Source organism: Streptomyces albidus (ex Kaewkla and Franco 2022), assembly GCF_013870515.1.
In the GTDB taxonomy this organism is placed as follows: domain Bacteria; phylum Actinomycetota; class Actinomycetes; order Streptomycetales; family Streptomycetaceae; genus Streptomyces; species Streptomyces albidus.
The window spans coordinates 1-21137 of sequence record NZ_JACBXA010000037.1 but is presented as its reverse complement, the minus strand read 5'-3'; the positions used below and the strand labels follow the sequence as shown (position 1 = coordinate 21137).

Annotated in this window: 17 protein-coding genes; 3 read left to right on the top strand and 14 right to left on the bottom strand. The window is 67.7% G+C overall.

Translation table 11 applies throughout. The features are described from left to right. Positions 1 to 9 precede the first annotated feature (9 nt). The 5 genes from H5J26_RS09225 to H5J26_RS09205 all read right to left on the bottom strand — a co-directional run bounded on the left by H5J26_RS09225 (position 10) and on the right by H5J26_RS09205 (position 5335). Positions 10 to 1191 carry a YeiH family protein gene (locus tag H5J26_RS09225; protein WP_181765257.1) on the bottom strand — a complete coding sequence of 394 codons (1182 nt, stop codon included), beginning with the start codon at positions 1189 to 1191 and terminating at the stop codon, positions 10 to 12. Continuing rightward, positions 1191 to 1787, bottom strand: a complete 597-nt coding sequence (locus tag H5J26_RS09220; protein ID WP_181765256.1) for a cysteine dioxygenase family protein — start codon at positions 1785 to 1787, stop codon at positions 1191 to 1193. Before H5J26_RS09220 ends, H5J26_RS09225 begins: the two co-directional genes overlap by 1 nt. 126 nt (positions 1788 to 1913) lie before the next feature. Then, entirely contained in the window at positions 1914 to 2819 is a 906-nt protein-coding gene (locus H5J26_RS09215) for a LysR family transcriptional regulator (protein ID WP_181765255.1), read from the bottom strand. Positions 2820 to 2884: 65 nt separating this feature from the next. Beyond that, the gene (locus H5J26_RS09210) at positions 2885 to 3538 is read right to left on the bottom strand and encodes a DUF6226 family protein (RefSeq protein WP_181765254.1); all 654 of its coding nucleotides are present in this window, start codon (positions 3536 to 3538) and stop codon (positions 2885 to 2887) included. A 183-nt stretch (positions 3539 to 3721) separates the two neighbouring features. Beyond that, positions 3722 to 5335 carry an MFS transporter gene (locus tag H5J26_RS09205; RefSeq protein WP_181765253.1) on the bottom strand — a complete coding sequence of 538 codons (1614 nt, stop codon included), beginning with the start codon at positions 5333 to 5335 and terminating at the stop codon, positions 3722 to 3724. 242 nt (positions 5336 to 5577) lie between these two features. On the opposite strand from H5J26_RS09205, the gene H5J26_RS09200 reads away from it, so the two are divergent. Continuing rightward, complete coding sequence (locus H5J26_RS09200) at positions 5578 to 6447, top strand: alpha/beta fold hydrolase (RefSeq protein ID WP_181765252.1); 870 nt, start codon at positions 5578 to 5580, stop codon at positions 6445 to 6447. Between the two features lie 82 nt (positions 6448 to 6529). On the opposite strand, the gene H5J26_RS09195 is transcribed toward H5J26_RS09200, so the two are convergent. From H5J26_RS09195 to H5J26_RS09185, 3 genes are read right to left on the bottom strand one after another with little or no spacing between them, the layout of a single operon-like run. Then, complete coding sequence (locus H5J26_RS09195; protein ID WP_181765251.1) at positions 6530 to 7189, bottom strand: hypothetical protein; 660 nt, start codon at positions 7187 to 7189, stop codon at positions 6530 to 6532. Position 7190: 1 nt separating this feature from the next. Further along, positions 7191 to 9467, bottom strand: a complete 2277-nt coding sequence (locus tag H5J26_RS09190) for a DUF6571 family protein (RefSeq protein WP_181765250.1) — start codon at positions 9465 to 9467, stop codon at positions 7191 to 7193. Then, positions 9464 to 9904: a hypothetical protein gene (locus H5J26_RS09185; RefSeq protein WP_181765249.1), complete on the bottom strand. Its 441-nt coding sequence runs from the start codon at positions 9902 to 9904 to the stop codon at positions 9464 to 9466. Before H5J26_RS09185 ends, H5J26_RS09190 begins: the two co-directional genes overlap by 4 nt. Before the next feature lie 368 nt (positions 9905 to 10272). On the opposite strand from H5J26_RS09185, the gene H5J26_RS09180 reads away from it, so the two are divergent. Next, positions 10273 to 10965, top strand: coding sequence for an HAD family hydrolase (locus tag H5J26_RS09180; protein WP_181765248.1), 693 nt, complete (start codon positions 10273 to 10275; stop codon positions 10963 to 10965). 91 nt (positions 10966 to 11056) lie between these two features. Further along, the gene (locus H5J26_RS09175; RefSeq protein ID WP_181765269.1) at positions 11057 to 11437 is read left to right on the top strand and encodes an NUDIX domain-containing protein; all 381 of its coding nucleotides are present in this window, start codon (positions 11057 to 11059) and stop codon (positions 11435 to 11437) included. A gap of 783 nt (positions 11438 to 12220) precedes the next feature. Here the strand turns inward: H5J26_RS09175 and H5J26_RS09170 are convergent. The 6 genes from H5J26_RS09170 to H5J26_RS09145 form a co-directional block, all read right to left on the bottom strand. After that, the gene (locus H5J26_RS09170; RefSeq protein ID WP_181765247.1) at positions 12221 to 14473 is read right to left on the bottom strand and encodes a DUF6571 family protein; all 2253 of its coding nucleotides are present in this window, start codon (positions 14471 to 14473) and stop codon (positions 12221 to 12223) included. Continuing rightward, positions 14470 to 14910 carry a hypothetical protein gene (locus H5J26_RS09165; RefSeq protein ID WP_181765246.1) on the bottom strand — a complete coding sequence of 147 codons (441 nt, stop codon included), beginning with the start codon at positions 14908 to 14910 and terminating at the stop codon, positions 14470 to 14472. Before H5J26_RS09165 ends, H5J26_RS09170 begins: the two co-directional genes overlap by 4 nt. A 19-nt stretch (positions 14911 to 14929) precedes the next feature. Beyond that, positions 14930 to 16231 carry a type VII secretion-associated serine protease mycosin gene (mycP, locus tag H5J26_RS09160; protein ID WP_181765245.1) on the bottom strand — a complete coding sequence of 434 codons (1302 nt, stop codon included), beginning with the start codon at positions 16229 to 16231 and terminating at the stop codon, positions 14930 to 14932. A gap of 29 nt (positions 16232 to 16260) precedes the next feature. Beyond that, on the bottom strand, positions 16261 to 17847 hold the full coding sequence (locus H5J26_RS09155; RefSeq protein ID WP_181765244.1) for a WXG100 family type VII secretion target: 1587 nt from the start codon (positions 17845 to 17847) through the stop codon (positions 16261 to 16263). 51 nt (positions 17848 to 17898) lie between these two features. Further along, entirely contained in the window at positions 17899 to 18405 is a 507-nt protein-coding gene (locus tag H5J26_RS09150; RefSeq protein ID WP_181765243.1) for a hypothetical protein, read from the bottom strand. 302 nt (positions 18406 to 18707) lie between these two features. Beyond that, on the bottom strand, positions 18708 to 21041 hold the full coding sequence (locus H5J26_RS09145; protein WP_181765242.1) for a xanthine dehydrogenase family protein molybdopterin-binding subunit: 2334 nt from the start codon (positions 21039 to 21041) through the stop codon (positions 18708 to 18710). Positions 21042 to 21137: the final 96 nt, after the last annotated feature.

Sequence of the window (21137 nt, the reverse complement as noted above, 5' to 3'; positions counted from 1 at the left end):
GGGCGGCGCTCACGCCGTCAGCAGCACGCCCCCGTACGAGACGCCCGCGATGACCACCCACGAGCAGAGTCCGAGCGCGGCGACCCGTCCTCCCGTACGCGCCAGCGTGGGCAGGTGCACCGCGCTGCCGAGCCCGAACAGGGCGGCGGCGAGGAGCAGTTCCTGCGCGGTCTGCGCCACGTCGAGCACGCTCACGGGCAGCCAACCCGTCGTCCGCGCGGCGACCATGACGAGGAAGCCGACGACGAACAGGGGGACGAGCGGCGGACGTCGAACCGCGCCGGCTCCGGAGCCGTGCCCTTCCGGGCCGGAGCCGGTCTTCGCCGCCGCGTCACGGCGCATCCGTACGGACAGCACCACCGCCGCCACCAGCGGAGCCAGCAGCGCCACACGCATCAGCTTCACCAGCACGGCCTGGCCGAGCGCGTGCGGGCCGGCCGTCTGGGCGGCGGCCACCACCTGCCCGACGTCGTGCACGCCCGCTCCGATCCAGCGGCCGAACTGCCCGTCGTCCAGGCCGAGCGGATGGTGCAGCAGCGGCAGTACGGCGATGGCCAGCGTGCCGCACAGGGTGACCAGGGCGACGGACGTGGCGACGTCCCGCTCCTCGCTCTCCCGCACCTCGCTGACCGCGCAGATCGCCGACGCGCCGCAGATCGAGTAGCCGGTCGCGATGAGAAGCGGCTGGTCCCCGGGGAGGCCGAGTTTCATGCCGAGCCACTGCGTCCCGGCGAAGGTCGCCGCGACGACGACGATCACCATCCCGACGGTCGCCCAGCCGAGCCCGAGGATGTCGCCCACGCTCAACTTCAGCCCGAGAAGCACCACTCCGAGCCGCATCAGCCTCTTGCCGGCCAGCGTCAGGCCGGGCCGGGCGGGTCCCCGTACGAGCGTGCGCGCACCGGGCAGATGCGCCGCGACGATGCCGAGCACCACGGCGGCGGTCAGCATCGGCACGGCCGGGACGAGCAGGTGCACACCGGAGGCGGCGACGACGCCCAATGAGGCCAGCGCCAGACCGAGGAGCTTGCCGGGCGGGCGTACGGGACGGGGCTCCGCGGCTTTTGCGACAGGGGGCGCGGCGGGAGGTACGGCGGAGGCGGGAGGCGCGACGGGGGCGGAAACGGCTGGAAGCGTGCCTGCCCGCACCGAGTTGTCGTCCGACGCCGGCCGCTCCCCCAGCAGCGCCATCAGCGGTCCGCCGGCAGCTCGTACACGCGGCGCACGCTGCTGCCCAGGCGGGAGATGTCCGCGCCGTAGACGTGGATCGAAATGGCCTTCTCCCGGCAGCCGTTCCACACCTTGTGTATGTCGCCGGGCGGGGCGAAGCCGCAGACGGCCCCGACGGGGTTGATCACGTCCTCGGTCGCGACGAGCCGCGCGCTTCCTCCGGGAGCGTCCGCGGGGAGCAGCCGATAGCGCCGCTCGTGCTCCTCACCCTGGTGAACTCCCGTGACGCACCAGGAGACATGGTCGTGCACGGACGTGCACTGACCGGGCAGCCAGACCAGGCCGACGATCGAGAAGCTTCCGTCGGTCTCGGCGTGCAGAAGGTGCTGGCGGTAGCGCTCGGGGTCGCCCTCGTGCTGCTCCGGTGTGAGCAGGCCGTCGCTCCCGTCGACACCCAGATGCGGGGCCAGCTTCTCGCCGACGAGGTAGGCCGTGACGTCCGGCGCCATCCCCCGGCCGACGACTTCGCGCACCTCCTCGACGAAGGCGTCGAGCCGCGCGGTCGTCCGGCGGCCCGTGCGGGCGCTCGCGGTCTGATGCGTCGTCGAAGTGGCCATGCTCGCAGCGTGACGGCAGTGATCCATCACGTCCAACGACGGTTCCTTGGGCGCTGTCCAACAACTGCTTATGGATACGGGGTTGGGGAACGGCGGCGGACGGGAGGAGCGCTCACCGGGCCGCGTCTAGCAACCCACGCGGTTGCCCGAGACCGCCTTCAGCTCCTCCAGCACCAGAGCGGTCGCGGGGATCTCCAGGTGCTCACGCAGCACGTACGCGGAGACCTGCCGGCGGGAGGCAGGATCGAGGGCCCGTCCGGTGACCTTCCGGTGCACGAGGAAGTCGAGCACCAGCCCGGGCATCATCGCGATGCCCAGCCCTTCGGCGACGAGGCTCTGCACCACCAAGGTGTCGTCCGTGGTGAAGGCGACATCGGGCGCGAAGCCCAACTCGGCGCACTCGTGGAGGAAGTTGGCCCGGCAGCGCAGACATCCCGCGATCCAGCGCTCCTCCGCCAGCTCCACGAGCTTGACGGCCCGCCGCCGGGCCATCGGATGCCCGGTCGGCAGCAGCACGGTCAGCTGGTCCTCCATCAACGGGATTTCGACCAGACCTTCCGGCACCTGCTCGTGGAGGCCGGGATAGGTGAAGGCGAGGGTGATGTCGCACTCGCCCTCCGCCACGCGGCCCAGCGAATCCGGCGGCTCGCCCTCCTGCAACTCCACGCGGACACCGGGGTGTTCGGCGGCCAGCCTTGCGAGCGCCTCCGGTACGAGAGTGGCCGCGGCACTCGGGAAGGCGCACATCCTCACGCGTCCCGAGCGCAGCCGCGTGATCGCCGTCATCTGCTGCTGCGCGACCGCGATGCTCCCCAGGATCTCCCCGGCATGCCGCTCCAGCGCCTCGCCCGCCTCGGTGAGCCGCATCTGCCGCCCCACCCGTATGAACAGGGGCGTCCCGACCGACCGCTCCAGGGCCTTCATCTGCTGGGTGATCGCCGGCTGGGTGTAGCCGAGCGTCCGCGCGGCAGCCGAGTACGAGCCGGCGCGCACCACTTCGTGGAACGTCCGTATGTGCCGCGAGTCGAACATGCAAGAACCATAAGCAGGTTTTGGGCCACGGCAACATCCCCGCATCCGCGCTTAGGGATCAGCCGTCACCACCACGGTCCGCCCAGCACCACGCGATGCCGGGAACGCCCCTCGCGCGCCTCGCTCAGCAACGCGTCGATGTCTCCCCGGCCTGCGAAGTCACCGGTCGCGGACCAGCCCGAACCGCTCGCTGAGATGGTGCCGTTGGGGCTGCTCACATGCAGGAAATCGCCGGTCACGACGGCCAGCACGTCCTCGTCGAACTCCTTCAGGAGGCTTTCCGAGCCGTCGTCGCAGGCGTCGCAACCACAGGCGGGCCCCTGCCCCACGGCCACCGCGGGATCTCCCGCGCCGATGCGGATCACCGCGTCGGGGATGCCGTCCAGTGAGGCGAAGCCCAGAAGCAGCGGGCTCGCGGCGGCCTCGTGGGGCCGCAGTCGAACGGCCCGCTCGAGTTCCATCCCCGTCTCGTCGTCCCGCCACGTCCGCGAGGGGTCAGCGACCTCTTCGACGTCGGCGAGGCCGAGGCCGGTGAGGGCCTGCACCCAGGCCTCCGCGCGGGCCCCGAGGATGCGGTACTTGCCGGGGTCGAGGCACCGCTCGTACTCCTCGTCGAGCGGGCCCTCGCCGCCCGGATGCGGGTGCGGCCACGACGCCGTCCCGGCGCCGGTCGCGGCGAACGCCTCCGCGACGGCGTCGAGGAGTCTCTGGGTTTCCATCGGACGAACCTACGACGGGGCCCGCCAGGGGATCACGCGATTTTCCGGCGCCCCCCACCACACAGCCCTTGGGGGCGCGTTGGCTTCGACGCGCACGGTGTCAGCCCTTGCGCGCGTCCGCACCGTGCGTTCCTGCCCGCATCCCGCGCCCCGCGGCCCATGTTCGCGTCCGTCCGCGCACGGTCAGCCCTTCACACGCATCCGCCCCGCCACGGCCACCGCTCCCGCACACACCACCGCCGAGACCGCGTACACCGCCACGAAGGCGAGTGGCTGACCGCCCGCCGCACCGCCTCCGCTTCCGGACGACGGCCCGTGCGCGCCGACGCTCACCGAACCGCCCCCGCACCACGCGAACGCCGCGCCCGTGGCCGCGAGCAGCACGACGTTGGAGAGGCTGTCGGACATCTGCAGCGCGGCCGAGTTCTTGCCGGTCTCCTCCGGCGCGGAGAGCTGGAGCAGCAGCACGCTCGTCGATCCGATGACCAGCCCCATCCCGTAGCACGCGACGGACATCGCAACGGCCAGGGTCCACACCGGCACCGCGTGCATCAGCACCACGGGCGAGTACGCGACGCCGCACGTCACGAGCACCATTCCGCCCTGCGCCAGCCGCTCCCTGTACGGGCCCAACTCTGCGCGCGACTGCGTGAACGAGCCGAGCGCCCACGTCGCGCCGCCCGCCGCCAGCGCCAACCCGGCCATGGTGACCGACAGTCCGCGCTGGCTGACCAGCATCAGCGGCACGAAGCTCTCCGCCACCACGAACCCGCCCGCGGCCATCCCGCGCAGCAGCACGACGGCGGGCAGTCCACGCGCGGCGCGATACGTCCCGGGTGGCAGGAGCCGCAGCGCGGCCGGTACGAGCAGGGCTGCGCCGGCTGTCGCCGGCACGAGGGCCAAGGGGCTCAACTCCTGCCCCGCGTACTGCAACAGCCCCGCTCCGACTGCCAGTGCCCCCGCGAACCTCAGTCGCTGCCGGTCCACTGGCCCGGCAGCTCCCACGCCGGGCGGCGGACCGGACGCTGAGCGGCGCAGCGCCGGCATCATCACGGCCAGCGGCACCGCCACCAGCACCGGAATGCCGAGGAACACCCAGCGCCAGCCCAGGTGCTGGGTGACCGAACCGGCGATCAGCGGCCCCACCACCGCGGGCACCACCCACGCCGCGGCGAACGACGCCATGACGGGAGGACGCAGCCGCTCGGGATAGGCGCGGCTGACGGTGACGTACAGCGCCACGATGACCAGCCCGCCGCCGACGCCCTGAAGCGCGCGCCCCAGCACGAAGATCCACATGGTGACGGCCGTGCCGGACAGGACGAGACCCGCCGCGAACGCCCCTATCCCGGTGGCGACCGGGGCCAAGGGCCCACGCCGGTCGCACCACTGGCCGGAGACGACCATGCCGAGGAGGGCGGTGGTGAAGAGGGCGGAGAAGGCGAAGGCGTAGGCGGACACGCCGTTGAGCTCGTCGGCCGCGACGGGCATCGCGGTGCCCACGGCCATCGCCTCGAAGGCGATGAGGAAGATCACCGAGACGATGCCCAGCGTCAGCGCGCGATAGCCGCGGCTGAGGACGGTCTCCGGGCGTGACCGTCCTCCGGACCGCGGCTCAGGCGGGCCGGGAGGGGCGGGGGGCGAGGGCGCAGCGTCCGCGGCGGGATACGTCACGCTTCCGACGGACAGCTCTCCGACGCCGTCCACGCCGACGGCGCCGCTCGTCACGCCGGGGCGGCCTCCGGCCTCCTCCCCGGACTCTCCAAGCTCTCCCGCCCCGTCCGCGTACGCACTCATACGGGCACGGTATGGGTCACCGCTGACATCGGCACCTGTCGGGAGTTGCTGATCGGGGTCGTTCTTTCGCCCTAGGGCCGCGCGGCGCGCCCGGACGAACCGTGATCCTCCCGTCGGGCCGCCCTCGGAGCCCGCACTGCGCCTACTCAGCTCGACGTGCCGGACCCCCGCCGGACAGCTGCCACTGATGTCGGACGGGACGGTGCCGATGGTTCGCCCGTTCTTCGGGCACGCTGATGGGTATGCGGCACTTCTCCTCCTTCGACGGGGCCGAGCTCAGCTACCGCGTCCTCGGCGACGAATCCACGGGCTGGGACCGGCCACCCCTGGTCTGCCTCGCCGGGGGCCCGGCCCGCGACGCCGCGTACCTCGGCGATCTCGGAGGGCTCAGCGCGTACCGGCGCCTGATCCTCCCCGACTCCCGCGGCACCGGTGAGTCCCCTGCCGCATCCGACCCGGGCGAGTACGCCTTCCCCTCCCTCGCGGAGGACGTCGAAGCGCTCCGCACCCACCTGGACCTCGACAACTTCGCGCTCCTCGCCCACGACGCGGCGGCGGCCACCGCGCAGACCTACGCCGCCGCCCACCCCGGCCGCCTCAGCCATCTCGTTCTGCTGAACCCGGGCTCGCGGCTCCAGGGCGAACTCCCCGACGACGCACGCGAGATCTTCGAGGCACGGGCGGAGGAAGGGGAATGGTGGGAGGACGCGTACGAAGCCGTCCAACTCCTCGAAGAGGCAACCGACTTCACCGAGATCCGTGAACTGCTGCTGCGCGCCGCTCCCATGGCGTACGGACGCTGGGACACCCCTCAACGCGCCCACGCCGCCATCGAGCGCGACCAGCTCAACCCCGTGCCCCGCGCGGGCTTCTGGCAGGGCATCGACGAACCGGCCCGCCTGTCCATCCTCGAGGCGCTGCGCAACGTCGAGGCCCCGGTGCTCGTCGTCACGGGCGACCTGGACGCGGTGACGGGCATGCGCGCGGGTGAGGCGGTCGCCGAGTCGTTCCCGAACGCACGCCTGCACACGCTCAAGGGCGTGGGCCACTACCCGTGGATCGACGCCCCCGGCTCGCTGACCCGCCTGCTGCGGGACTTCCTGCACGACTGAGGCAGGCGGCCGGGGGATGCGAACTCGCGTGCCCCGGCACGTACTTCAGCTTCGGTGCACAAGCCGGGTGACGCACCCGCGCTCAGCTCAGCCCGGTGACCTTCGCGGGGACCTTGGAGGGCTGGGTGCACTCCGCCTCGCCGTGCGTGTACCGCGCGGTCTCCAGCGCGAGCGTCGCCAGCGCGCGGCGGTTCTCCTCCGCGCTCCCCTCCAGCGGCTTCTGCGCGTGCACCACGACGCCGAGCTGGTACGCGCCGCCCGGCATCTCGCCTTCCGGCACGCACGGGACCAGCACCTCGGCGGTGCGCTCCGTCACCACTGCCGCCTCGCCCGCCTGGAAGGTGTGGCTCTTCCCGCCCTCACCGACGTGGTCGCGCGACGGGGCCTCCAGCCAGCTCTCGGCCGACCCGTACGCGGCCAACTCGCTGCTCGCGTACAGCAGTCGGTCGCCGTCACCGGAGATGAAGCAGCTGGCCTCCCAGCTGTCCTGGTCGCTCGCGCGGGGCGGGGTGCTGCCCCGCGCCCCGTACTCCCCGCGCGAGGGCAGGACCTTCTCCAGCTGAGCTGCCGCCCGCTTCCCGTCACCGAACGACCGGCACGCCTCGTCCGCGGTGATCTCCCCGCGCTTCTGGACGGGAAACGGCACGGCACCGGTGAAGTACCCGATGCCGCTGTAGAGCAGCGCCACGACCAGAGCGAGCACACCGCCCACCATGCCGGTCTTGAGCGGCTTGCCCGCCACGTCAGTCCTCCGTGTCCAACTCGCCTGGAATGCCTTCGCCGTCGACGTACTTGCTGACATCGGTGGCGGCGTTGTTGAAGCCGCTCTCCGCGCTCCCCGAGGCGGTGGAGACGATGTGCGGGGACGGGTTGCCGCTCGCCTCACTGGCGTTCTGCGCGGACCTCTCCACCAGCGTGTACGTCGAATCCTCGGTCTTGCCCCACTCCTCGCCGTTGCGGTAGATGATCTCGCCCGCGCTGTCCTTCTCCATGCCTCCGAAGATGGCGTCGAGAATGGCGTCCGCACCGGTGGTCGCGATACCGCCGGCGACGATTCCGCCGGGCCCTGTGAAGGGGGCCGTGGCGACACCGACACCCACGCCGACGAGTCCGCTGCCCCAGTTCTTGGCGCTGTCCAGCGCCCCGTTGAACTCGGCGTCCTTCGCACCGCCGTCCGCCTCGGCCTCGAAGGCACGGCCGGCGCCGATGATGCCCTGGATCTCTCCGGCCCGCTCCGAGACCTTCCCGATGGTCGCGTCCAGGTTGTCGGCCTGGGAGAAGTTCGGGTCGTTGATGTACGAGTCGGGGTTCTGGAAGTGGTGCTGCATGAGGGCGGCCGTGTAGTTGTGCTCGCCGATGTTGATGGCGGCGTACCCCTCGGGGCTGCGGCCCACGGTGTGCAGGAAGCGGGTCACGTCGCCCTGCGTCATCTCCGCGGTGGCGCCGGAGATCGGGTACAGACCGGCCTCGTTCTGCTGCGTGGGGTCCAGAGCACGGTGGATGTCGGGCATGTACTCCGCGGACATCCTGCCGAAACTGTCTGCCATGCTCCGGTGGTCCAGGAGCCGGTCCCGGTCCTCGGAGACCGACCCGACCAGTCGCGAATACAGGTCCGCCTGACCCTGGTTGTGCTCCAGGTTCTCCAACTTCGGGCTCTCACCCGCCGGATGACCCGTGGTCGCCGCCTCCAGCGCGTGCGCCATGGCGTTGCGGCCCTCGTCGCTCTCGTCCATGTCCGAGTTGGTGTCGGGCACCCACTCGCGCTCTTCGAAGAGGTAGTCGAAGTTGGTGAGGTTCTTCTCGTCCTCGTCGCTCTTCAGGTCGCCGTAGTCGGCGTTGAAGAAGTCGGTGGCCGCGTCGGGGCTGTTGCCCAGCGCCTTCATGTAGCCGGTCATGGGGTCCGCGCCGGTGTCCGAGCCGGTGCGGTTGAGGTACAGCCCCATCGGGTCGTGCCAGGCGATGTCCGCCATGTCCGTGCTGTTGGTGATCTTCCTCTCGGTCTCCATCAGCTTGTTGCCGTAGTCCGTGAGGAACTTGTCGTCGAAGTCGCCGCTCCGCATGAGGCTGCTCATGATCGGGAAGCCGCGCGTCTGGGCGGTGCCCGTCTCGATCGTCTTGTCGCCCATGGCCACCATGTCGCGCTCCCACGTACGCATGGCCGGGCTGTCGGACTGGGTGGCGTTGGCCAGGGTGAGGCTGAGGTTGGTCTGCAGCTCGCCGTACTTGTCCACCCGGTCCTGGCCCAACTCGCCCCCGTCGCGGGGGTCGTTGATGGTGGCCCAGAACTTGAGCGTGCCCTCGGCGCCCAGCTGCGTGGCGAAGCGCTCGGAGAAGAGATCGTCGTTGTGGTACTTGGCCAGGCCCGCGTTGAGCTCGTCGAACTCTTCCTTCGACAAGTCCTTGGGATCCTTGGCGAGGGCCGCCATCTTCTCGGCCTCGCGCAGCGCGGTGGCCGCCGAATCGCGGTCCGCGTACGAGACGTTGGCGAAGCCGTACGCCTGGGCGTTCACGATGGCCTTCAACGCGTCCGCGGCGGTCGTGTCGCTGGTGGTGGCGTTGGTGAGGATCGTCTGGATGTCGTCGCGCAGGGCGTCGACGTCCGCCTGGCTGTTCTCGGGGAGAGAGCTGGGGTTCGAGGAACGGTCAGGGTGCACGTTCATCGTGACGGTGAAGGAGTCCCCGTTGTCCGTCACGGTCAGGTTGTGCTCCCGGATCCCCCTGTCGATCCGCTCGTTGAGGCTCTTCTTGTAGCCCTCGAGCTCGGTCTTGGCGTCGTTGAGGATGTTGTATATGGACTGGGCCTGGCTGTGGGCGTCCTTGAACTCCGAGGAGGTCTTCGTGATGAAGTCCCGGGTCACGGTCGCGTTCGTACCGGCCCAATTGGCCTTGTCCGCCTTGCCCTTGAGCTGATCGTTCGCATCGTCGGAGAGCGACTTCAGCTTCGTGACCATCTCGGACCAGTTGGTGGCGGCCTCGCCGAGGGAGGAGAAGTCGGCGAAGCGCAGCGCGCTGAGCTTCATCGCTGTGTCCTCTCGTCGAAGCCGTCACTGAGCTCGGTGACACTGAAGCTGGTGGCGATGTAGATCTCGTCGCCGGCATGCGCCTTCTGCGTGTAGTCCAGGTGGTTGGAGATGTGCGCGCAGGACTGGAGCAGCGTGTTGACCTGGCCGTTCCACTTGTCCGCGACCTCGGTCAGGGCCCCGCCCAGCGCGAAGTCCGCCTTCAGCGCGCCCCCGGCCTTCTCACTCGCCGCCTTGGCGTGATCGCCGTCCTTGTCCAGCCGCTGGTACAGCTTGTACGCGTTGTCGCCGACGGCAGCGAGGTCCGTCTGGTTGACCTTCAGGTCGCCGGAGGGAGTGCCACCCCCGCCGCCCGCGTCGAGCCGGTTGAGCTGCATGCCCACGGACTTTTCTGCGGCCGCAGCCTTGTGCTGGGCCCATTCCTCTTTGAACGACATCCCGCTCGGTCTCCCCCGTGCGCGCCAAGAGCGCCAACGATTCCGGATCGAAGAAAAATAGCAAGGGATGACTGGGGTGGGCACCTCACCGGACGGACTGCAGAGAACCCGTAACAGTTGGAAGCCGTACGTACGCGGACACGGCGATGACATCTGTCATCCCGGCCGCCCCTGCCACTCCGGTTCGGGGACGCGGGCCCGATGCGCAGCATCCGGCCCGCCCTGATGGACCGCCCGCCCGCGCCACGCCTCGCGGCCACCGGGCCTCGCTGAAAACCCCTGGTAGCCGACGAGGCTCCGTGGCTACAGTCCAAGGCCGCCCTCACGACAGGCAGGGACGGCAAGTACGGGCTCGGGGAGGCTCCACGGTGCGGCACAACCGCCAGGTACTGGTCTTCGACGCGGACGACACCCTGTGGGAGAACAACGTTCTCTTCGAGCGCGTCATCGAGGACTTCCTCGACTGGCTCAAGCACCCGACCCTGGACAAGCTCCAACTGCGTGCGGTGCTCAACGACATCGAGGCGGCGAACTCCGTCACCCATGGGTACGGCACCAAGTCGCTGCTGCGCAGCCTCGCCGACTGCGTCGAGCGACTGCGGAGGAGGCCGGCCACAGCTCAAGAGCACGGCGAGATCCGGGAGTTGGCCACAGCGCTCATCGATCACGAGGTCGAGCTGATCCCGGGAGTCGCCGAGACCCTCGCGGCGCTCGGCGACCGCCATGAGCTGCTCCTGCTCACCAAGGGCGACCCGGAGGAGCAGCAGCGGAAGATCGATGCCTCCCAACTGGCCCACCACTTCCGGGCGATCGGCATCGTCAGGGAGAAGAACGACGAGACGTACCGCCGCTTCATCGACACCCACGCACTCACGCCCGCGACGAGCTGGATGATCGGCAACTCACCGAAGTCCGACATCCGCCCCGCGCGGCAGGCCGGGATGAACGCCGTCTTCATACCCAACGCCCACACGTGGGTCCTGGAACACGGTGAACTCGACCTCGCGGACGAAGGCGTCCTGCACCTGCGCGCGTTCGGTGAACTGACGGAGCACTTCTGAAGATGCAGCCGCAGCCACAGCCACAGCCACCGTAGCCGTCACCTGCGGTCTCGTGCGTCTTCGTCTGTCATGACGCGACAGGACGCACCTCCTGGCCCGCCGCAGTACGGACGCGAGGGACGAGCCGGGGACGTGGGACACCGGAGCCGGCGCCCTGGAACACGGCGAGACGTTCGAAGAAGCGGTCACTCGGGAGGTCCGGGAGGAGTACAACGCGACTCCGCTCACCATCAACACGATCGGCGTCCGCAACATCTTGCGCGGCAACCCCGTCGTCTCGCACTGGGTGGCGGTGGTCTTCGCCGTCGAAGTGAACCCGGCCGACGTGACGATCGCCGAGCCGCACAAGTTCGACGCCCTCGCCTGGTTCAGCCCGGACGAGCTGCCCAAGCCTCAGCACTCTCAACTCGGGGAGACCGTGGCCCTGTTCGGCGCCGACGGCCTCAACTCCTCGCACCGCCAAGAGTCCTGAAAGCGCCGGTCTTGAATGTGTCGTCCCGTTAGGCCAGTGCCGCCAGGCGTAGCAGGCTGAGTCATCACTGATGACCAGGCCAGCATGTGTGATCTATACGCCCGCTCATATTCATCTGATATTGGCTTGAATCTCTGACCTCGAATTCTCCCCTGCCTTGCATCAATAGATCTGGCGATCCGCCGCATGCGCAACTGTCTTATCTACCCTGCACACTGGGCCAATCTGGAAACTGCTTTCCGATAGACGCCAATGAACTTCAAGATTCCTGCACCATCTGGCTTTCCATGATCTCGCACCTGAGCTTCTGCGAACAAGTCGTCATTGACTTTACGCGGTTTCGCACAACTCACACGAGCCACAGCACCAGAACTTGTATACAACGCGCCGCCTGGACCGTCCTTAATGTCAGACCTCATCGCGGGATTTAGGTCAGCTACCTTCTCTGGTGACGTGCCCTTGCTCCACCATTGTTGACTTACCTCAAACACTTCCCGGCCATCCACCGCCAACTTGCACCGGTCGATCCCATCCGCGATGGAGACGGGACGCACCTCGATTTGTTCACCCGGAGGCAGAAACGGTTCGATTATTTTAGGGTCCACGCGAACACCGCACAGAGATTTCGGCAGAGAATAGCCTCTCTCTTCGCCTCCACCGCAACTAGTCAGCACAGCGACCGCGCAAAGGGCCGCCACCCCACCACGCACAGCCCATTGGCAACTCGGGAAAATGCTGCGCTTCCCCACTCGCGAGTCATCCACCTCACCGTTCGAGAAATAGCTAAACATCCGTCTCCAGATCTCCTGCCATTCGACGCACATGCGTCGATGCAGAGTTGAACCCCACCTCGCTGCCCCAACGCGCCCAGTCAGCCGCTGATCCCTTATGCGGAATATCGTGTGCACCGGCAGCGAGTTCTGCAGCACGCTGATGTGCAAGGATATTCGCGTCGTAGCTATTTTCGTACTCTCTACCAGCAGGAATCATCGCATCACCCTTAGCGCTGGATTCCCCTCCAAAAATCTCTTCCAACAACACACTTGACACCGTCCCAGCTGCCCCACCAGCTACCGCCCCTCCCACAGGGCTTGCAATGAACGTCGCACCCACCCCGATGCCGGTACCAATGACGCCTGAAGCAATATTCTTACCTTGAGACAGTGCATCCTTGAAGGCCTTGTCGTCGACCTCCGCCTCCCCCAAGACCGCCTCTTGTCGGCCGACAGCTAGGGTTCCACCAATTTCCCCTGACCTTGCCGAGATTTCCCTGATCGCATCTTCTGGTGATCCAGGGTATCGCTGGCTTTCGGGAACATCGGGGTTCAACTGATAGTCCATCAGGTTCGCGGTGTAGCTCTGCTGTCCTGCATAGATTGCACTGTACCCTTCTGGATTCTGTCCAACTGAAACCAGGAACCGAGTAAGATCCTGATGATCCATTTTAGCTTCCGCACCAGCAATCGGAAACAGTTTGTCGGTGTTTCCGAGAGTAGCGTCTGACATGGATCGACTAACATCTGGCATATATTCAGCCGTGATGCGTCCGAAACTATCCGACAAGTAGCCATGATCCGTCAGGCGCTTAGTGTCTTCCGACACGGATTCAACAATGTTTTCATAGAGTTGCGCCTGCTCCCTATTATGGGGCGGTAGGTCAGCTGTTGCTTTCTCTCCAGCGGGGTGCCCGGTGGTTGCCGCCTCCAGTGCATGCCCCATTGAATTGCGACCTGCAACGCTGTCCTCCATTTTGGAGTTGACGTCATTCGGCCACTCACGTTCTTCGAAGAGGTAATCGAAGTTGCTCAGAGTCTTCTCGTGGTCGTCGCTCTTCAAGTCACCGTAATCGTCGCTGAAGAATTTCGTTGCCGCCTCGGGGCTGTTGCCTAGCGCCTCCATGTAGCCGGTCATTGGGTCGCGGCCTGTGTCTGTACCCGTGTAATTGAGGTGAAGGGCTGATGGGTTATTCCAAGCAGACTCGGCAGCGGTGCCGCTGTTGGTCATCTTCTTCTCGGTGGCCATGAGCTTGCTGCCATAGTCGTTCAGGAACTTGTCGTCGTAGTCCCCGTGCCTCATCAGACTGCTCATGATTGTGAAACCGTGGGTTTGACTACGACCCGTCTGGATTTGACTATCTCCCAGATTCACCATGTCGCGTTCCCAGGTCCGCATTGCCGGACTGTCGGACTGGGTGGCGTTGGCTAGGGTCAGACTGAGGTTCTTTTGCATATCCTCGTACTGACCCCTGCGCTCACGCATCAAATCACTGGAGTCGCGAATATCGTTGACACTTGCCCAGAGCTCAAGCGTGCCCTTTGGGCCAAGCTTGGTAGCAAACCGCTCAGCGAACAGGTCGTCGCCCTTGTATTTCGCCATCCCCCGGTTGAGCTCGTCGAACTCCTCCTTCGACAAGTCCTTGGGGTTCTTGGCGAGTGCCGCCAGCTTCTCGGCCTCCTTCAGTGCCGTGGCCGCTGAATCGCGGTCCTTGTACGACACGTCCGCGAAGCCGTACGGGGTGGACTTCACGATGGAGCGCAGCGCGTCTGCCGCAGTCGTGTCACTGGTGGTGGCGTTCTTGAGGATCCTCTCGATGTCGTCGCGCAGGGCATCGGCATCGGTCTGGTTGTGGTCGGGGAGGGAGCCTGGGTTGGAGGAACGGTCGGGGTGCACGTTCATGGTGACGGTGAACGAGTCGCCTGTCTCGGTGACAGTCAGGTTGTGTTCCTTGATCCCCCGGTCGATCCGTTCGTTGAGTTGCTTCTTGTAGCCCTCGAGTTCGGTCTTGGTGTCGTTGAGGATGTTGTAGATCGACTCGGCCTCGCTGTGCGCGTCCTTGAACTCACGCGAGGTCTTGGTGATGAAATCCCGGGTTACGGTCGCGTTCGCGCCGGCCCAATTTGCCTTATCCGCCTTGCCCTTGAGCTGTTCGCTCGCGTCATCCGCGAGTTGCTTCAGCTTCTTGACCATCTGGGCCCAGTCTGTGACGGCCTCGCCGAGGGAGGAGAAGTCCGCGAAACGCAAGTCGCTCAGGTTCACTTTCGCTGCGTCCCCTCATCGAAGCCACCGCTTAGTTCGGTGACGCTGAAGGTCGTTGCGATGTAGACCTCATCGCCGGCGTGCGCCTTCTGCGTGTAGTCCAGGTGGTTGGAAATGTGTGCGCACGACTGGAGCAGCGTGTTGACCTGGCTGCTCCACTTGTCGGCCACATCACCTAGCGCGTCGCCCACCGCGAAGCGAGACTTCAGCACTTTCGAGGCCTTCTCGCTCGACGTCTTAGCGTGATCGCCGTCCTTGTCCAAGCGCTGATACAGCTTGTAGGCCTGGTCACCGACAGCCGCGAGATCCTTCTGGTTGACTGAGAGATTTCCTTCAAAGCCGCCTGGGCTGGGCGCAAGCTGATTGAGCTGCATATGAGTGGTCTGTCTTTCGGCAGCTGCAGCCTTGTGCTGGGCCCACTCTTGCTCGAACGACATGTGTCCCCCCGGAACTATGTCAGTACTGTCGTTGGTCGTTGGGGTGGTGCTGCGGCGGCGGAGGCGTGTTGGGCCACGTCTGCGCAGGTGGCTGCGGGTAGCCGCGCGTCACCGTCGGGACGGCTGCGCGTCGGCGACGGATGATCAGAGGCGTGGCCACGGCTGCGCCGAGAACCGCGGCGGCGGCCAGGCCGTAGCCGATGTACGCGCCGGTTGAGGTGCCGTCGTCGGCCGGGGCCACGAAGTCGCCCTTGTCCTGAGCGTCCGCCTTCTTCTTCGCATCGGCCTCGTTGTACGGGCCCGGGAGCGGGTTCGTCTTCGGGTCGCCCGGGTCACCGGGGTTCTTGAGGGCAATGCGGGGTCGGACAGCGCCGTAGCCGATGAAGTCAGAGCGCTTCTTTCCGCTCTCGGGCTTGCCAGCTGTGTTCACGAGAACCCGAGTGACCTGGTTCGCCGTCCAGTTCGGGTGCTTCGACCAGATGAGAGCAGCGGAGGCGGAGGCCAGGGCTGTGGCATCGCTGGTGCCGTGGCTCTTGCAGAGCTTTGTGCCTCCAGTGCAGGCCGCCACCATCTCGTCGCCGGGAGCCGCAAGATCTACTTGTGGGCCGTGCTCGGATTCATCCGTCGCTGCGACCTTCTTATTGACGGCACTCACGCCGATCACGCCGGGTGTAGCTGCCGGGTACATCACGGGGTTGCCCTTTTCCCCGTCGTTGCCCACGCCGGCGAAGATCAGCTTGCCCTTTTTCAGAGCGTAGTTGACAGCCGACTTGAGTTCCGGTGGGTTTCCCTCTGAGGCAAGGGAGATGTTGATGATCTTTGCCTCAGAGTCTGCGGCAAAGCGAATAGCCGGACCGATACGCTTACCGAAAGACGCTTCAACCTCGGCCTGGTTTCCGGCCTTTCTGTCCTCATCCACCCGAAGGGGAAGGATCTTGGATGCCGGTGCCAATCCGTACGATCCCTTTTCGGCGCCAGCCTTGCCGGTTGCTGCTATGAGAGTGGCCATGCTCGTACCGTGATTGCCGTAATCGACGTGGGCATCGCCTCGCCTGTCCGGTGCGAAGTCCTTCCCCTTAAGGACTTGCCCCTCCAGGTCAGGCAGTGAGCTGTCGACTCCGGAGTCGATCACTGCAACCGTGACCCCCTCGCCCCTGCTCACCTTCCACATCTCATCCGCCTGCATGGCGTCCAGATGCCACTGCTGGGAGCGCACACTCTCCGCGTACGCAGGGGCTGCGGCGGACCCAACGAGCAGAACGCTGACGGCTCCGACCACAAGTTTCTTCAGCTGCACTGCCCGCAGTTCCGTGCGTGCCATGTAGTTCCCCTGGCTCTCTTCCGTCGCCGTCACTCGATGACCGGCGGAGCAATCCGCTGGTTCTTCTGCGACCAGGTCTCTTCGTCTTCGACGAGGTAGTCGGGCCGCTGGCCGTTGTCTTCGCGCGTCTCGCCGGGGCGCCCGGCCTGTGCTCCACCGACGAGGCCACGACCGGCGTTGGAGCCGTGCGCAGAGGCCGCGTTGGCACCCGTATTCGACGCCCCTCGGGCGAGACCCGCGCCACCTTGTGTGAAGGGCTGCCCAGCCGGCATCCCGGGACGCAACTGTGAGCTGCCGACTATGCCGCCCGGCCGCGAGGCGAGCGAACGGCCACCGACGATGCCCTGCTGACTGGCACCACCGGGGCCCATGCCCATGCCTGGCCGACCTGCCATCGGGCCCCTGTTCTGCTGACCGTGAGCTGCCGCCTCAGCACCGATGACATTGCCACGGGCGAGGCCACGGGGCGCCTGAGCGTTGGCGGGCGTGCCGGGGCGTCCTCCGTAGATGCCGTTTCCGTGGTCACCCGGCATGCGTCCAAAGGCTCGCGGATTCCCGGTGCCGCTCTGTCCAGGCACCCCGGGCATGCGGCCCATCCCGTTTCCGGGCATCGCCTTGCCGTTGAACGTTCCGGGCCCGGAACCAGCAACTCGGCCCATTCCCGGGTTGGTTACAGGAGCCACCGGCGGTGCACCGAGAACGGGCCCGGGGTTGGACGGACCTGTTGGCCCGTTCAGCGCAGGATTGGCCGGACCTGTCGGGGCTGCGGGAGCCTCCGGCATGGCAACGCCACCGGCGATCTCGGTGCCCACTTGCCGGTCGACCTGCCCTGTCGAGGCGGCTGCCACCGATCCTGAAGTCGAGGACGCCGCCCCAACTGATGCTGCCGGAGTCGCATCGGCTCCTGAGCCACCGATGGATTCGCTCGAATGGACGCTTTGGGGCGGCTTCGGCGGCATCAAGTCCTTCGGCATCGGCGGAAACGTCGGTGCCTCCGTCCCGCCGATCGCCATCGAGGACATCGAGTAAGACTGCGCCAACTTCCGCATCTGGCGCACCGCTTCGCCGTGGTCGTCGGCGAGCTTCTGGCTGGCGTCGTACGCCTGGCCCTGCGACGGGCCGGCCAGCACGCTGCTACTGCTCGGCGAGTCGGGCTGGCGGCTGCCCAGGGTCAGGAGGCCGCCGGGGTTGTGGCCCAGGTATTGGTCGAGGGTCGCCTTCGAGGACTCCGAGTACTTCGGCATGTCCTTCTTGACCTCGCGCAGCGTCTGAGCGGACGTCTGCATCCAGTCGCCTGCGCCCTTGCTCATCTCCGCGAGACGCAAGGTGGCGCTGGACATCTGAGTCACCCAGGTACGGAAGGAGTCGGCGCCCTCCCCCTCCCAGTCGACCTTGTCCTTACGGCCCTTGAGCTCCATCCCGATGTCCTCGATCACCGACGCCGCGGCGACGAGCTTCTCGCCCAGGCGCTGTGTCTTCTCCGGGTCGGCGGCCGCGATCATCCCCTCCATGTCGGTGTGGGCCTGGGACTCGAAGTCCGTCTCCACGAACAGGTTCTGGATGATCCGCGCCGGGCTGAAGATCGAACCGCCACCACTGTCGTCCGAGTTAGCCATGGCTCCCCGCGCTCCCCTCTCGTCCTTCGCCGTGTCGACCTCTCACCGGGGTCACAGGTCCGTCTTGTCGTCGCCGGGCATCTCCTGCTGACCCCCGCCGTCGCCCTTGCCGCCCTCGTGACCCTTGTCGTCCGCGTACGGGTCCCGCTTCGGGTCGTAGTGCTTCTGCAGGTCCGCCTGGATCGCCCACATGCGGCGGGCCACCTCATCGTCCGTCCCCTGGTAGCCCTTGTGGGCCCCGTCGACGGCGATGCTCAGCCCGTCGATCTGGCTGGAGAGGAGGCGTGAAAGCGTCGTCAACTGGTCGTGGACCTGGTCGTAGACGCGGTAAAGGCCGGTGGCCTCCGCGAAGTTCGAGCCGAGCGTGCCGGCGTCCACGCGGTCCTCGCCCATTCGGCTGGGCTCGGCCTCGCTCTCCCGAAGCTCGCCCAACTGCCGGTCCACCCGGCTCTTGAACTCGCGCAGCGACTCGAGTTCGGTCCGAATCGCCCCGGCCGTACCGGGCGAGATGCCCTGTAGGGCTGCCGCCCTCCCCGCCTCGTCGTTCGGCACGCCCATGTGATCCACCCGTCCCCGTATGCGATTTCTGCCAACAACCACACGCATTTAGACCACACAGACTAGTGACCCGGTCCGACACCCTGCCATGGGCCCCTGCCAGCCGCTATCGGACCGAAACAACAGGTCGGGTGGCCGGTTTCGCCTCGATGTCGCCGGTGTGTGGGGGTCGTGAATCCTGTCAGTATCCGACAGTTGGCGGGCAGGCGAGGGCGCGGATATTCCGCTACGGGACGGGAGTTCAGCAGGACGACTGGTGAACGCGTCGTCAATCAGCGCGTGCGCAAGTCCAGTTGATCGGGTTACGCCCCGACGGCGGCCTGCGGCCTGATCGGCAGCCGGTTGATCGGCCGCCCCGTCGCCGCCCGTACGGCCGCCGCCACCGCCGCCGGCGATGTGACCACCGGCACAGCGGACGCGGCCTTCGCACCGAACGGCGCCACCACGTCCTGCTCTTCGATGAGCTTGACGATGCGGATGTCCGGGGTGTCCAGCGCCGTCGGCAGCGCGTAGCCGGTGAAATCCGGTCGGCGCACGACGCCGCGCGCGATGCGAAGGTGCTCGGTCAGGGCCGCGCCCACGCCCTGGGTGACGCCTGCCTCGATGCGGGCGTGCAGCTGACGCGGGTTCAGCACCCGCCCGACGTCCTGCGCGATGGCCATCTCGACGACCCGCACCGATCCGAGCTCGATGTCGACGTCGACGACGGCCCGTACGGCGGCGAAGGCGAGCCCCACGAAGGCGTCGCCCTGCCCCGTCTCGTCCAGCGGCTCCGTGGGGTGGGGCCGGCACTGGGCCGTGGCCCACAACTCCTTGCCCTCCAGCGCCTCCACGACGGTCGTCGAGAGCACCCCGTCGTAGGAGGTGATCTTCCCGTCGGCGATGGTGAGCAGCTCCGTCGACATCCCGAACTTCGCCGCCAGCGGCTGCAGAAGCTGTGTGCGGACCATCTTCGCCGCCCGCTCGACCGCGCCGCCGGAGACCCACGTGTGCCTGCTGTGCGCGCCCGCGCCCGCAGGAGGCTGGTCGGTGTCGACGGAGGCGACGTACACCTCGTCGATGCCGAGGGTCTCCTGCACGATCTGGCGGGCGAGCGTCGTGAAGCCCTGACCGGTCTCGACCGCGGCGCACATCACCGTCGCCACCGGCCCGTTGACCTTCACCGTGGCCGTGGAGACCTCGTCGGCGCCCTCCGCGCCGAGCATGTGGACCATGCCGAGCGCGTAGCCGACACCGCGGCGCACCGCGCCCGGCTCGCCCGCGCCTTCGGGGCCCCCGGGCAACAGCCAGTCGCGCTCGGGACTGTCCTTGGGCAGCGCCGGCAGAGGCGATTCCCGTACAGCGGTGAGCAGTTCGGCCACGGGGGCCGGGCAGGTGACGGTCTGTCCGGTGGGCAGCAGGTCGCCGGTGGCCAGCGCGTTGCGCATCCGCAGTTCGGCGGGGTCCATGCGCAACTGGGCGGCCAGCTTGTCCATTTGGCCCTCGTAGGCGGTGCACACCTGCATCGCGCCCTCGCCGCGGACGTGCCCGGACGGCGGGTTGTTCGTACGCACGGCCCAGCCGTCGATCGAGGCGTGCGGCACGACGTAGGGGCCGGCGGCGAAGGAGACGGCTGCCGCGAGGGCGTCGGCGGTGGTGTCGGCGTACGCGCCCGCGTCGAGCAGGATCTGCGCCTCGACCTTGATCAACCGCCCCTCGCTGTCCGCATGATGGCGGTAGCGCAGGAGGGTGGGGTGACGGTGGGCGTGGCCGAGGAAGGACTCCTCGCGGGTCGCCGCGATCTTCACCGGGCTGCCGGTCTTCATCGCCAACAGGCCCAGCGGGACCTGCAGTCCTGTGTCCTCGCGGTCCCCCATGGCGCCCGGCACTCCCGTCACGATGACCTTGACCTGCTCGGGCGGCAGCCCGAAGCAGGCGGCGGCCAGGTCGCGGTCGGTGTGCGGGTCGGTGGAGGCGGTGTAGATCTCGACGCCGCCGTCGGGCCGCGGAACGGCGAGCCCGGCCTCGGCGCCGATGGGTGCCGGGTCCTGGCGGCCGATGCGGTAGAGCCCTTCGACGACGACGTCGCCGGTGATGTCGGGGTCGCCGAAGCGCAAGGGGATGTGACGGATCAAGTTGCCGTCGGGGTGCAGGGGTTCGGCCTCGAAGGACTTCTCGGGATCGGTCACCGCTTCGAGTGGCTCGTACTCGACGGCGATGGCGGCGGCGGCCAGCCGGGCCGTGTCCGGGTGGTCCGCGGCGACGGCGGCCACGGGCTCGCCGTAGTAGCGCACGAGGTCACGCGCGAAGGCAGGCTGGTCGGCGACCCTGCGTCCGTGACCGGCGTCGCCCGGCACGTCCTCGTGCGTGACGACGGCGTGCACGCCGGGGAGCGAGGCCGCCTGCTCGGTATCGATCGAGGCGATACGGGCGTGGGGGTGCGGGGAACGCAGGACGGCCGCCCACAGCAGGCCCTCGGCCCACAGGTCTGCGGCGTAGGGGAAGGTGCCCTCCGCCTTGGCGGGGGCGTCGGCGGACGGAAGGGAGGCCCCGATTCCCTGCGTGACGGCGTCCCCGTCGGCGGGCTCGGAGGACAGCGCGGTGCCTTGGGCGGGAGTTGCTGTGACGGCGCCGGGGCCGTCGGCCGTGCTGGTCATGCCGCTGCCTTTCCGCATCGTCCGCCGCGTCCGTCGCGGCGTCCGCGTCCTCTGCCACCCGTGCTGCCATGGCCCGTGCCGTCCGTCCCGCCAAGG

Excerpts from the sequence above, each read along its gene's own strand:
- H5J26_RS09225 (WP_181765257.1), bottom strand. The coding sequence starts at position 1,191 with ATGGCGCTGCTGGGGGAGCGGCCGGCGTCGGACGACAACTCGGTGCGG.
- H5J26_RS09220 (WP_181765256.1), bottom strand. The coding sequence starts at position 1,787 with ATGGCCACTTCGACGACGCATCAGACCGCGAGCGCCCGCACGGGCCGC.
- H5J26_RS09215 (WP_181765255.1), bottom strand. The coding sequence starts at position 2,819 with ATGTTCGACTCGCGGCACATACGGACGTTCCACGAAGTGGTGCGCGCC.
- H5J26_RS09210 (WP_181765254.1), bottom strand. The coding sequence starts at position 3,538 with ATGGAAACCCAGAGACTCCTCGACGCCGTCGCGGAGGCGTTCGCCGCG.
- H5J26_RS09205 (WP_181765253.1), bottom strand. The coding sequence starts at position 5,335 with ATGAGTGCGTACGCGGACGGGGCGGGAGAGCTTGGAGAGTCCGGGGAG.
- H5J26_RS09200 (WP_181765252.1), top strand. The coding sequence starts at position 5,578 with ATGCGGCACTTCTCCTCCTTCGACGGGGCCGAGCTCAGCTACCGCGTC.
- H5J26_RS09190 (WP_181765250.1), bottom strand. The coding sequence starts at position 9,467 with ATGAAGCTCAGCGCGCTGCGCTTCGCCGACTTCTCCTCCCTCGGCGAG.
- H5J26_RS09185 (WP_181765249.1), bottom strand. The coding sequence starts at position 9,904 with ATGTCGTTCAAAGAGGAATGGGCCCAGCACAAGGCTGCGGCCGCAGAA.
- H5J26_RS09165 (WP_181765246.1), bottom strand. The coding sequence starts at position 14,910 with ATGTCGTTCGAGCAAGAGTGGGCCCAGCACAAGGCTGCAGCTGCCGAA.
- mycP (WP_181765245.1), bottom strand. The coding sequence starts at position 16,231 with ATGGCACGCACGGAACTGCGGGCAGTGCAGCTGAAGAAACTTGTGGTC.
- H5J26_RS09155 (WP_181765244.1), bottom strand. The coding sequence starts at position 17,847 with ATGGCTAACTCGGACGACAGTGGTGGCGGTTCGATCTTCAGCCCGGCG.
- H5J26_RS09150 (WP_181765243.1), bottom strand. The coding sequence starts at position 18,405 with ATGGGCGTGCCGAACGACGAGGCGGGGAGGGCGGCAGCCCTACAGGGC.
- H5J26_RS09145 (WP_181765242.1), bottom strand. The coding sequence starts at position 21,041 with ATGACCAGCACGGCCGACGGCCCCGGCGCCGTCACAGCAACTCCCGCC.